9 protein-coding genes are annotated in these 12678 nt (G+C 59.5%); 3 read left to right on the top strand and 6 right to left on the bottom strand.

Features of this window, described 5'->3' with window-relative positions; all coding sequences use genetic code 11:
- Nucleotides 1–77: 77 nt before the first annotated feature.
- Complete coding sequence (locus tag AWB64_RS08395; protein WP_060818225.1) at nucleotides 78–1253, top strand: porin; 1176 nt, start codon at nucleotides 78–80, stop codon at nucleotides 1251–1253.
- A gap of 84 nt (nucleotides 1254–1337) precedes the next feature.
- On the opposite strand, the gene AWB64_RS08390 is transcribed toward AWB64_RS08395, so the two are convergent.
- Nucleotides 1338–2993 (bottom strand): bifunctional aspartate transaminase/aspartate 4-decarboxylase, encoded by a 1656-nt coding sequence (locus AWB64_RS08390; protein WP_060818224.1) that lies wholly within the window; start codon nucleotides 2991–2993, stop codon nucleotides 1338–1340.
- Nucleotides 2994–3535: 542 nt separating this feature from the next.
- Here AWB64_RS08390 and AWB64_RS08385 point away from each other — a divergent pair.
- Nucleotides 3536–6181, top strand: coding sequence for an excinuclease ABC subunit UvrA (locus AWB64_RS08385; RefSeq protein WP_060818223.1), 2646 nt, complete (start codon nucleotides 3536–3538; stop codon nucleotides 6179–6181).
- A gap of 48 nt (nucleotides 6182–6229) precedes the next feature.
- On the opposite strand, the gene AWB64_RS08380 is transcribed toward AWB64_RS08385, so the two are convergent.
- The 3 genes from AWB64_RS08380 to AWB64_RS08370 all read right to left on the bottom strand — a co-directional run bounded on the left by AWB64_RS08380 (nucleotide 6230) and on the right by AWB64_RS08370 (nucleotide 8434).
- The gene (locus tag AWB64_RS08380; RefSeq protein ID WP_060818222.1) at nucleotides 6230–7291 is read right to left on the bottom strand and encodes an alkene reductase; all 1062 of its coding nucleotides are present in this window, start codon (nucleotides 7289–7291) and stop codon (nucleotides 6230–6232) included.
- Nucleotides 7292–7347: 56 nt separating this feature from the next.
- Nucleotides 7348–7644: an ArsR/SmtB family transcription factor gene (locus AWB64_RS08375; RefSeq protein ID WP_060818221.1), complete on the bottom strand. Its 297-nt coding sequence runs from the start codon at nucleotides 7642–7644 to the stop codon at nucleotides 7348–7350.
- Between the two features lie 106 nt (nucleotides 7645–7750).
- Complete coding sequence (locus AWB64_RS08370) at nucleotides 7751–8434, bottom strand: RibD family protein (RefSeq protein WP_060818220.1); 684 nt, start codon at nucleotides 8432–8434, stop codon at nucleotides 7751–7753.
- A gap of 138 nt (nucleotides 8435–8572) precedes the next feature.
- Here AWB64_RS08370 and AWB64_RS08365 point away from each other — a divergent pair, with 138 nt between their 5' ends.
- Complete coding sequence (locus AWB64_RS08365; protein WP_060818219.1) at nucleotides 8573–9475, top strand: LysR family transcriptional regulator; 903 nt, start codon at nucleotides 8573–8575, stop codon at nucleotides 9473–9475.
- Nucleotides 9476–9479: 4 nt separating this feature from the next.
- On the opposite strand, the gene AWB64_RS08360 is transcribed toward AWB64_RS08365, so the two are convergent.
- On the bottom strand, nucleotides 9480–10853 hold the full coding sequence (locus AWB64_RS08360; RefSeq protein ID WP_060818218.1) for an MFS transporter: 1374 nt from the start codon (nucleotides 10851–10853) through the stop codon (nucleotides 9480–9482).
- A gap of 85 nt (nucleotides 10854–10938) precedes the next feature.
- Nucleotides 10939–12675 carry a GMC family oxidoreductase gene (locus AWB64_RS08355; protein WP_060818217.1) on the bottom strand — a complete coding sequence of 579 codons (1737 nt, stop codon included), beginning with the start codon at nucleotides 12673–12675 and terminating at the stop codon, nucleotides 10939–10941.
- Between the last annotated feature and the right edge of the window lie 3 nt (nucleotides 12676–12678).

Below are 12678 nucleotides of genomic sequence, written 5' to 3'. Positions count from 1 at the left end.
GCCCGCAAGAGTCCGACGTACCAAAGCACTTGTTGCACAGACCACTCACGCTACCACCCACGCTCAGGGAGATTGTTTTGAATCGTAAATCACTGCTCGCCATCGCCGCGCTCGCTGCGTTTGCCGCATCGGCCGCACCCGCTCAAGCTCAAAGCAGCGTCACGCTGTACGGCCTGATCGACGCAGGTATCAGCTATGCGAACCACAGCGCCGCCGGCACCGGCAGCTCGAAGATTTTCAAGTACGACGACGGCGTATCGCAAGGCAGCCGCTGGGGCCTCCGAGGTGCTGAAGACCTGGGTGGCGGACTGAAGGCCATCTTCACGTTGGAAAGCGGCTTTAACAGCGGCAACGGCACGCTCGGTCAGGGCGGCGCGGAATTCGGCCGTCAGGCTTATGTGGGTATTTCGAAGTCGGACGTCGGCTCGGTGACCCTTGGCCGTCAATACTCGTTCTCGACCGACTACCTGGGTGGCGCGTATTCGATCGGCGGCCAGACGGTTGCGGGCAACTATGCGTATCACATCAATGACGTGGACCAACTGACGTCGAGCCGCATCAATAACTCGATCAAGTTCAGCAGCGCGAACTTCTACGGCGTGACGTTCGGCGGCTTGTATGGTTTCTCGAACCAGGCAGGCGCGTTCTCCGGCTCGCCCACGACCACGGCCGGCGGCGTGACCACGCAAGGTTCGTCGCGTGCATACAGCTTCGGTTTGAACTACGCTGCGGGCCCGTTCAGCATCGGCACGGCTTATACGGACATCCACTTCCCAGCTTCGGCTACGCCGGCGTTCAGCACGAGCATTGCAAACGTGGCGACGGGCGGCACGAAGGACCTGCGCACGTTCGGCATTGGTGCAAACTACAAGATCGCCGACGCAACCTTGTTCGCGTTGTGGACCAATACGCGTTTCGAAGCCATCGGTGGCGCGACGTCGAAGTTCAATACGTATGAACTTGGCGGCAAGTACGCGTTCACGCCGGCCGTGACGGGAAGCCTTGGCTACACGTACATGAAGCTGACGGACGCCGCACAAGGCAAGTGGCAGCAAGTCGACGCAAGCGTGGACTACTCGCTTTCCAAGCGTACCGATGTCTACGTGCTGGGCATTTATCAACACGCGTCGGGCTCGAACAACGGCACCGATGTGCAGGCGCAGATCGGTTCGAGCACGAGCTACTTCGGCACGTCGGGCCGCGGTGCAAACGACCAGATCGCTGCACGCGTGGGTATCCGCCACAAGTTCTAAGCACGTCTCTGAAAGCCAGGAACGGGCCGCTTTTTCCAGCGGCCCGTTTTTCATTCCGATGCTGGTTTCAGCGCGCGATGCACGTCAAAGCACCTTGTTCCTGTCGAGCGACTTGCCCGTTGCCTCGTTGTAGCGTTCGACGTATTCCGACATCAACTTGCGCATCGCGCGGCCAATCTGCTTGTAATCGCTCTCGTTGAGATTCGCGAGCGATACGCGGCCGGAAGGATGCTGCGTGCCAAAACCGCGTCCCGGCAAGAGCACGACGCGTGCTTCCTTCGCGAGGCGGAACAGCAACTCGGACGGTTCGGTGTTCTTGAACAGCCACTGCACGAACTCCGTTCCATAGGCGCGATTGCCGAGAAACTCGAGGTCGATGATCGTGTAGTAATCGACCTGGTTCACGTCGCTGTCGTCGAAGCTGATTCCGATCTCGCGATACAACGCCTCCTTGCGTCCACGAATCAGGCGCTTCAAGGCGTTCTTGTAGGCCTCGGGCGTATCCATCAGCGCGAAGAGCGAGAACAGGACCATCTGCACCTGCTGCGGCGTGGAAAGCCCCGCCGTGTGATTCAGCGCAACAGTCCGGCTGTCCGCCACAAGCCGGTCGATGAACTTGAGGTTCTCGGGCTCGGTGGTGATGGACTGGTAACGCTCGTGCAGTTCCTCGCGTTGTTCCTTGGGGAGCTTGCGGATCAATTCGTCGATCACGTTGTCCTGATGCGTCGCGATCGTGCCGAGCCGCCAGCCCGTGGCGCCAAAATACTTGGAGTATGAATATACGAGGATGGTGTTCCTCGGGCACAACGCGAAGAGCGAAACGAAATCGTCCGCGAATGTGCCGTATACGTCGTCGGTAAGAAGGATCAGGTCCGGCCGTTCCTTCACGATCTCCGCGATGTACTCCAGGCTTTCGGTATCGATCTTGACCGAGGGCGGATTGCTCGGATTGACGAGGAAGAACGCTTTGACTTTTGGATCGCGCAGCTTGTCGAGTTCTTCTTTCGAGTATTGCCAGTTGCGCTCAACGTCCGCATTGAGATTGACCACGTTCAACTGATAGTCGTTGAGCGTCGGGATTTCAATGTAGGGCGTAAAGATTGGCGAACCGAGCGCAATAGTGTCTCCAGGCTTGATCAGATGATTTTCGCGCAGCGTATTGAAAATGTACGTCATTGCCGCGGTGCCGCCTTCGGTGGCGAAGATATCGAAATCGCCAATGAACGGATGTTTGCCGATCATCTCCTTTTTTAGATACTGCGCCACGATCACTTCGGACAATTTCAACATCCGGTCGGGCACCGGGTAATTCGAGGCCAGAATTCCTTCACACATTTCGTACAGGAATTCACCGCCATTCAGACCCAGTTGGTCACGTACATAAGAGAGCGCGCCGCGCAGGAAGTCGATGCCGGGCACGCCCTTGTTGTCGCGCGCGAAAATCTCGAAGCGTTCTTCAAGTCCTTCATGCTTCGGGAATCCGCCCAGCCCTTCCGGCATGTGCGCAAATGAACGCTCGGATTCGCGCATGGCAAAGAGGCCCAATTGCCAGAAGCCGTGACGGGGAATGGTGGCAAGGAAATTCGGGTTGCCGCGGCCTGCATTGAGCATGGCGACGTTGGCGGGCCGGTCAACGGCGCCGCCGCCTGCGGCCTTGATCAGTTCGTCCTTCAATTCGAACGGGCTAAGCGCCGCAATTTTGGATTGCTCTTGCGAGCCCGCTTTCTTAGACTTGGCCATCCAGTACCTCCAGAAATAATTGACTGCTTGAATGAGAGCAGCGCCGGTTGCCCTGCGTTCGCGCCTTGCTCTTCGGGAGAAGCGACAATGAAATTCGGTTAAGCGTGCTGGGCCGCGACTAGTGATCAACGCATTCCACGTCTCCTTGCTGACTAAGTAGAAAGTTTTGCATTAGAGTACATATCCAATCGTCATACACGATCGCGATATTTATTTCTCACTTTGAAATAATCTTCGATCCATCGCGGGAAACAATCGCGATTTATCAGTCTAGGGGACAAAATCGCGGACGCAATTGCTTTAGGTCGTGTTTATGTCTTGTAGTACCGCCTGCGCAAATCCACGCACTTACTAATATCACGTCCGCGTCATGAAAACAGTTTCATCATTGCCGGAAATAAGCAGGCGTTAAATCAATGGATTAAATGCCAGCTTGCAAACCGCCGCAATCGGCTGATGTTGTTCCGTTACCGGGCACACGCTCTGCGTACCGTTTGGACTCATGGCAATGCCGACAAAACCACAAACCATCGAATGGACGCATGACAGCCCGAAACCGTAAATCCGAGCCATCCTCTGCCTATACAGGTTTCGTTCGCGTGCGAGGCGCGCGCGAACACAATCTGCGCAACGTCGACGTCGATATTCCGCGCGATGCCCTCGTGGTCTTCACGGGCGTGTCAGGGTCGGGCAAATCGTCACTCGCATTCGGCACGCTTTACGCCGAAGCACAGCGCCGATACTTCGAGTCGGTCGCGCCATACGCGCGCCGGCTTATCGAACAGGCCGGCGTGCCGGAAGTGGATTCCATCGATGGATTGCCGCCGGCGGTGGCGCTCCAGCAGCAGCGCGGCACGCCGAATGCACGATCTTCGGTGGGCAGTGTCACCACGTTGTCGAGCCTCGTGCGCATGCTGTATTCGCGCACTGGCACGTATCCGCCCAAACAACCCATGCTGTTCGCCGAGGACTTTTCCCCCAACACGGTTCAAGGCGCTTGCCCGGCTTGCCACGGTCTCGGACGCGTGTACGAGGTCACCGAAAAGTCGATGGTGCCCGACGATTCGCTGACCATCCGCGAGCGCGCGGTCGCCGCGTGGCCGCCTGCCTGGCATGGTCAGAACCTGCGCGACATCCTTGTCACACTGGGCTATGACGTCGACACCCCCTGGCGCGATCTGCCCCGGAAAGACCGCGACTGGATTCTCTTCACCGACGAAACGCCGACCGTACCCGTGTATGCGGGACTCACGCCGCAGGAGACGAAAGCCGCCCTCAAGCGCCGCGCCGAGCCGAGCTATCAAGGCACCTTCACCGGCGCGCGCCGCTATGTGCTGCATACATTCGCCAACACGCAGAGCGCTCTGATGAAAAAACGCGTCTCGCGGTTCATGGTAAGCAGCGCGTGTTCAACATGTCATGGCAAGCGGCTTAAGCTCGAAGCGCTGTCAGTCACTTTCGCCGGACTCGATATTGCGGAGCTGTCGCAAATGCCGATGGCGCGTGTCGCGGAAATTCTGCGTCCCGTTGCGCGCGGCGAATTGCCGTCTGACGTGCAGACTGGCGAAGTGCTGAACAAGGAGGAGATGCGTGAAGCGGTGCAACGGCGGGTTGCAGCGGGTGGATCGGCGCACAAGGCGTCACCCGATATCAGACGGACAACGAATCAATCGCGCGAGAAGCAGGTCGCAGCGCAACGCATGGCAAGAGAACTGCTGGAACGGCTCTCCACGTTGATCGATCTGGGTCTGGGTTATCTGGCGCTGGATCGGAGCACGCCGACGCTGTCGTCGGGCGAACTGCAGCGCTTGAGGCTCGCAACACAACTGGCGTCGCAGTTGTTCGGCGTCATCTATGTGCTCGATGAACCGTCCGCGGGCCTTCATCCGGCTGACGGCGAAGCGCTTTATAGCGCGCTGCAACGCTTGAAGGAAGCCGGCAATTCACTGTTCGTGGTCGAACACGATCTTGAGATGATGCGTCGCGCGGACTGGCTGGTCGACGTCGGACCCGCAGCGGGAACGGCGGGCGGAAGCATTGTGTATAGCGGGCCGCCTGCGGGTCTCGCCGACGTGGAAGCGTCGCAGACAAGGCTGCATCTCTTTGGAGAAAACCGGCCTGCTGTAAGCGTCAGGCGCCCGGCCGCAGGCTGGCTACGGCTCGCCAAGGTGACTCGCAATAACCTGGAAGCTCTCGATGTCGCATTCCCGCTTGGATGCTTTACAACGGTCACCGGCGTCTCGGGATCGGGCAAGTCGAGTCTCGTGAGTCAGGCCTTGCCCGAACTCGTTGGAGAGAAACTTGGACGGCCAATCTCAGCCGAACCCGAAGATGAACACGATCCTCTTATGGATGTGGAAGACATTCAAACCGACGGCGAGATCATAGAAGGCATGGAGCACATACGCCGTCTGGTAAGAGTCGATCAAAAGCCGATCGGCCGCACGCCGCGCTCCAACCTCGCCACTTATACGGGTCTCTTCGACCACGTCCGCAAGCTGTTCGCGGATACGCCTCAAGCGCGCCGTCACCGTTACGACGCCGGCCGGTTTTCATTCAACGTCGCCAAAGGCCGATGTCCAACGTGCGAGGGCGAAGGCTTCGTCAGTGTCGAATTGCTCTTCATGCCGAGTGTCTATGCGCCCTGTTCGACATGCGGCGGAACGCGCTACAACCCGGAGACGCTCGAGATTGAATGGAACGGCAAGAACATCGCGGAAGTCCTGCAGATGACCGTCGATACGGCCTGCGAGTTTTTCACCAACGAGCCGCAGATCATGCGCGCGCTTGCCGTACTGCGTGACATTGGACTGGGTTATTTGCGTCTTGGTCAGCCGGCAACGGAATTGTCCGGCGGCGAGGCGCAGCGCATCAAGCTTGCAACGGAGCTTCAGCGTGCGCAGCGGGGCGAAAACCTCTACATTCTCGATGAGCCCACTACAGGTCTGCATTCAGTCGATAGCGACCGCTTGCTGGTTCAACTACAGGGTCTTGTCGATGCAGGCAATACGGTGATCGTGGTCGAACACGATATGCGCGTGGCGGCGCAAAGCGATTGGGTCATCGACATGGGACCGGGCGCGGGAGAAAACGGCGGGAAGGTTGTTGCGAGTGGAACGCCCGAAGACGTGGTGAAGCAGGGAACGCGCGGGCAGACGTCGAAATATTTGAAGGCCTTCCTGATGTAAAAACCGGCGGCCTCAGGCCGCCGGTTTTCGTCAACGCAAACAAAAAAATCAGTCCATGGTTTCCAGCGTCGGGTAGTCTGTGTACCCTTCCGTCCCGCGCGCGTAAAACGTCTCCGGGATCGGCGCGTTCAACGGTGCATCGTTTTCGAAACGCTTTACCAGATCCGGATTTGCAATGAACAACTGGCCCCACGCCACCGCGTCCGCATCACCGCGGTCGAGCGCAGCCTGAGCGCTTTCCTTGGTGAATTTCTCGTTCGCGATATACACGCCGCCAAACTCTTTCTTCAACAACGGTCCGATCGAGTCTTCAGCCACGCGCTCACGTGCCGCGATGAACGCGATCTTGCGCTTGCCAAGTTCGCGCGCCACATATCCAAAGGTCGCGGCGCGATCGCTATCGCCCATGGTGTGTGAATCGGCGCGCGGCGCAAGGTGCATGGCGACGCGATCCGCGCCCCACACTTCAATGCATGCATCGACGACTTCGAGCATCAGGCGCGCACGGTTCTCAATCGGGCCGCCGTAGATGTCCGTGCGCTTGTTCGTGCTGTCCTGCAGGAACTGGTCGAGCAGATAGCCATTCGCGCCGTGAACCTCAACGCCGTCGAAACCGGCCAGCTTCGCGTTCTCGGCGCCTTTGCGGAATGCCGCGACCACGCCGGCGATTTCGTCGAGTTCGAGCGCGCGCGGCGTGACGTATTCACGCTGCGGGCGAACCAGGCTCACATGTCCTTGCGCCGCGATTGCACTCGGTGCAACCGGCAGGTCGCCATTGAGAAAGATCGGGTCCGAGATACGGCCCACGTGCCACAGTTGCAGCAGGATCGTGCCGCCCACGTCGTGCACGGCTTTCGTGACCAACTTCCAGCCTTCAACTTGCTCGTCCGACCAGATTCCCGGCGTTTCAGCGTAACCCACGCCTTGTGGCGTAACGGAGGTCGCTTCGCTCAGGATCAGGCCAGCTGCGGCGCGATCCGCGTAGTACTGCGCCATCATCGCGTTCGGCACGCGTTCTTCGCCTGCGCGCTGGCGCGTCAGCGGCGCCATGACAATACGGTTACGAAGGGTGAAGGCACCTGCTTTGAGCGGATCGAAAAGATTTGGCATGTTGAAAGTAATCCTAAATAGATTATAAGGAACGTCAGCCAATGCACAGGGCGCGATTAAAGCGTCCGGTGCAGCTGTTCGAGAAAAGCGTTGATCAACGCGTCGTTACGCTTGAAAAATACCCACTGGCCGATGCGTTTCGAACTCACCAGCCCTGCTTTGTGAAGCGTGGCAAGGTGAGCCGAGACCGTGGATTGCGACATATCGCAGCGCGCGTAGATTTGCCCTGCGCAAACCCCGTTCTCCAGCGGCAGTTCCTGTTCGCCAAAAAATGCCCTGGGTTCGTTGAGCCACGCGAGTATCTCGCGGCGCACCGGATTGGCCAGGGCCTTGTGAATGGCGTCGATATCCATTGGAACAGCGGCAAGTGCGGGATCGGGTAGGTTCGCCATGGTTCGAAGTATATTTCGTAAAAACCCGAAATACAACAAAGCCACTTACGTCGTTAGGGGTAATCCCTTACCGGGTTTTCCGCGCGTAGCGAAGCCAGACACCATCGTTGGCAACTTGTTCGACAGATGTCAGGGTCAGATAAGCGGGCTGTTGCCATGCGGACATCGCGACTTCGAACGACGATGGATGTTCACTGCGGCCATCGACCAGCGGCAGGATCAGTACGCTCACTTCATCCACGAGGCCGGCGTTCACGAAGGCGCCGCTCACATGGGAACCGCCTTCGACGATCAGCTTCTTGACGCCGAGTTCCTGCGCGAGCGTTTGCACGACATGATCCAGGTCGATGTCTGTCTTGCCGCCAAAAACGTACGACACGCCGATGGACTGAAGATACGCCAGATAGTCGTCGGCAACCTGCTCCGTCACGACTTCAATGACATGCGACTTGAGCGCCGTGTCAGATTTCCACTCGACCAGTCCTTTCGGATCGATAGAGATCGCGTACTGGTCGGCGTCACGTCTCGCGAAATGATTCGCGCGCGGCACGGGTTCCTCGGCGAGACCTTTTGGGTAGCCGTCGCCGTGTGCGATTTCCTGCATCGTGACGCGTCCGCAGATCCAGCCATCGGCCTGGAACGTGGCGGCGGTGTTTTCGTAGAGGTCGGAAGCAAAGTCGAGATGCCAGCCATCGGTAAGGCTGCGGCCGTCTACAGACGACATCATGTGGCAAACAATATAGGGCTTCATGTGGAGGTCTTTGAGTTGGGAGAGAACAACTGCATTGCAGCAAATAGCATTCCGCGATATCCGGAAATCTAGAGTCTGCTGGCATCGCGCAGCCGGTTATGGTTTCATTCGTGCTTCGATTCATCTCGCCGCCCGCTCATGGACCTGAAACAGATTCAATATTTCATCGCGCTGTTTGAAGACGGATCGGTCACGCGCGCGGCGAAGCGGCTCAATATCGTGCAGCCCGCGCTCAGCATGCAGATTTCGAAGCTCGAGGCAGAGTTGAACCAGCCGCTTTTCGAGCGCGGACCGCACGGCATGACGCCGACAGAAGCTGCGCGCCTGATGTACAGGCTATACGTGCCGATCATTCGGGATATCGAGCATGCACGCGAGCAGCTCGGCAGCACTGATGTGATTGTCACCGGACGCGTGTCGCTGGGCATGGTGGCATCGGAAGCTGAAAGCGTATTGCCCGAGTCGCTCGCAACCTTCAATGCCCTGTTTCCGCAAGTGGAGGTGTCGGTGGCCGACGGCTTCAGCGCACAACTGATCGATGCTGTGGAAGCAGGACGGCTCGACGCCGCTGTCATCAACAAGCCGCGCGGGCGCCTCGCGCTCGACACACGCGCGTTACTCGACGAGGAAATGGTGCTGGTCGTGAGCGCGGCTCACGGACGGGTCTTGCCCGAAGAGATCGACCTGTCGGCACTGGACGATCTTGAACTCGTGCTACCCACGCGACGCAACGGCCTGCGCGGTGCGCTGGACGCCGCCCTTCTGAACGCGGATATTGTGATCAAGCCAAAGTTCGAAATCGATCTGCTGACCACGATCGTGCAGTTCGTTGAACAGAGCGCCGTGGCGACCATCATGCCGCGCGTGGTCGTGCAGCGCAAAGTGGACGAAGGCGTGCTGCGGATTCACCGCATTGCGAACCCTGTCATCGTTCGGCAGATCGTATGCGTCAGTCATCCTAAACGACCGTTGAGTGCAGCGGCGAACGCCCTTATAGATATCATCACCGAGGACATCCGCCGCGTGACCACCTTGCCCTGAACGCTCAGCGCGCGACCTGCGCGTTGGTCTCCAGCCTGCCGCGCGTCTCAGGAACAATGAAAGCGCCAACCAGAAAGATCACGCTGATCACGCCCACGAAGATGGCCAGCGTCAACGGCAACTCGCTGGCGTCTTTCGCGACCAGCGACACAGCTGTGGGCATCATGCCTCCAATTGCGAAACCTATATTCCACGACAGGCCCGTACCCGTCGCCCGGATAGCGGTGGGAAAACGCTCGTTCAGAAAAATCAGGATAGGTGCATAGCCGGCACTGCCGAGCGCACTGAGTATCACGGCATACAGGCCGATCATCGTGATGCTTTGCGCGGTCGGCAGCAACAGGAACAACGCAGGCAGGGCGACCAGCCGCACCAGTCCGATCCAGATGAACGCGCTCTTGCGTCCAATGAACGTGCTGAGGTGCCCGGCCGCAACCGATGCCACCAGCACGCCCACGCTTGCGATCATCAGGATGGCAGCAGCCGCGCCGTTGGGCGCGTGGCTGACCACCTTGAGGAACGTCGGGAGATAGCCCGAGGTCAGGTAGTAGCCGCTGCCGCCGCCAATAGTAAGAAGCAGATTGACGAAAAGTATGCCGCGATATTCGCGCGAAAACAGCGTCTTGATCGGCGAACGGATCACTTCAACCGCAACCGACGGATCGCGAGCCAACGCCTTGGCAGCCTTCTCGACCGCGAGTTTCTTCCACAACGGCGACTCCTCGAGCGTGTTGAATACGAACAGGCCAAGGACCGAGCTGATGATTCCGGTGAAGAACATGCAGCGCCATCCCCATACATCGAAGAGATCGCCCGGGAAGATCGCCGACATGGTCAGGAATACGACCGATGCCAGCAACGCACCCAGCCCCGCCCCGCCGCCGCCGATCAGCCCCGACACCGCGCCGCGATACCTGGGCGCAACCGATTCCGTGCCGATGGTATGCGTCGACGCCACCACGCCGCCCACGAAAACGCCCTGCACGAGCCGCAGCAGGAGAAAGAGGATTGGTGCAATGAGACCGGCCTGCGCGACGGTCGGCAGCACGCCGAAGAGCGCAGTCGATATGCCTACGCCAACAACCGCGAGAATCATTGCGCCCTTGCGTCCGTGGCGATCCGCGTAAGAGCCGAACCACGCGGAGCCCAGTGGCCGCATCAGCAACGTCACGGCAAAGGATGCATACACCGCCGCCAATGAAAGCATCGCGTGTTCGGACGGAAAGAACAGCCGGCCGACCACCGGCGCCACGTACAAGAGCACGAACAGGTCGAACAGATCGAGCGCCCAACCCAGGCATGAGGCGACCACCGCACCCATGACCTGCCGCGTGTTGACTTCGGGCACCGCGGTGCTTTCCTGAGCTGCAACGGACATTGTTATCTCCTTGAAGGTCGCGGCGCTTCCTTGTGGAAGCGCTGTGTTTTGCGGCACGTGTCTTGGTTCGTGCTCTTGTTGGCGTTTAAGAAATCGTTGTATGCAAATAGACCGCATCGGGACTCGCAGCGCCGCGTGGCTGCTCGCGCAGCATCGTGTCCGCGATCTTTTCGGCGATCATGATGGTCGGGATATTCGTATTCGCCGAAGGCAGCCGCGGCATCAGCGACGCGTCGACTACCCGCAAGCCGTGGGCGCCGCGCACGCGGCCCTGGGTATCGACGACCGCATGACGATCGCTTGAAAGACCCATCCGGCATGTTCCGCTTGCGTGCCACACGCCGAACACGTTCTCCCGGATAAACGCGTGCAGCGCGTCGTCGCTGGCGAGCAAGGACGCCATGTTCTGGCCGCGCGTGAAAAATCGCCCGATCAGGAATCGGCGCACGGGCGCGGGTGAATCGAGCAACGCGCCAAGCACGGACGTCACGATTGCATTGCCGCGGCTCACGCGGCTCAACGCCTTCACCCGTGGCGAAAATGCTGCTGGAAAAAAATCTCGCCGATCTTCGCCGAGCCCCGATGCCTCGATCACTTTCGCAAGCATGCGAATGCCGGCCGCGAGCCGCGCGGTATCACGTTCATCGTCGAGAAGATTCAGGTCCACGCGCGGGGCAACGCCGGCATCAGGAGAAACGAGCTGCACCCGGCCACGGGAATACGGCCGGTTGCACCACAGGAAAAACAAGCCAAGGCGGTTTCCCAGCGCATGCCACGCCGCACGCGTGGCACTCGATAAATAGAGATCCGAACTATCGCACCCTTGCACGCCCGACGTGAATCGCGCAGCAGTCATGCTCGCGCGCCGACGCGTGAGCGGCATGCGGAACCGCGGCTCGAGGAAGTGGCAAAACGTGAGCGATGGATGGTCCTGCAGATTTCGTCCCACGCCAGGTGAATCGATCAAGCAGCGAAGGCCAAGCGCTTTAAGATCCCTGGAATCGCCAATACCCGCGCGCAACAACATGGCGGGCGATTGCAACGCGCCCGCCGCCAGAACGACTTCGCGTGCATCGAACCTGACCTGCTCGCCATTCTGCGCAACCGCGACCACGCCCTTCGCGGTAACGCCATTCATCACGATGCGCTCCACGCGCAGGTTCGCGAAGATCGACAAGTTGGGACGTCTGAGCGTGGCGGTGTCGAGATAAGCCGTTGCCGTCGTCACGCGGCGGTCATTGAGATTCGAAAACGCAGCGGGAAAAAAACCATCGCCGAATTCCGCATTCTGGTCTTGCAGCATGGCAAGGCCGTTGCTTCTCAAACCCTTTGCAAACGCGTGACAAAACGGCGGCCACTCGTCCGGCATGATGCGACGGATCGCAATGGGACCATGCTTGCCGTGCAGCGGGTTATCGGCAAAATTGACGTCGTGTTCGAGCTTGCGGAAATAGGGCAACACGTCGTCCCACGCCCAGCCATGCGCGCCGTTCTCGGCCCAGTCGTCGTAGTCGCGCGGCAAGCCGCGATTCGCCGATTGCACGTTGATGCTCGAACCGCCGCCCATCACGCGGCCCTGCTCGTACACGCGCTCGGCGGCCTGCTTCGTTGCGCGCGCTTTCAGACTGGGCCATATATAGGTATTGCCGCAGAACACGGGCATGGGATAGCTGTCGAGGATCGCTTCAGGCACCTTGCCCGGTGGCGTATCCGCGCCCGCTTCGATCAACGCGACACGCAACGACGGCACGGCCGACAGCCGATGCGCCAGCACGCATCCCGCCGATCCGCCGCCCACGATCACGTAGTCGAACGCTTCCATGCC

Origin of the sequence: Caballeronia sordidicola (assembly GCF_001544455.2) — a bacterium.
Classification (GTDB): Bacteria; Pseudomonadota; Gammaproteobacteria; order Burkholderiales; family Burkholderiaceae; genus Caballeronia; species Caballeronia sordidicola.
Note: the sequence above shows the minus strand (reverse complement) of the source record. Positions and strands in the feature narration are given on the sequence as shown.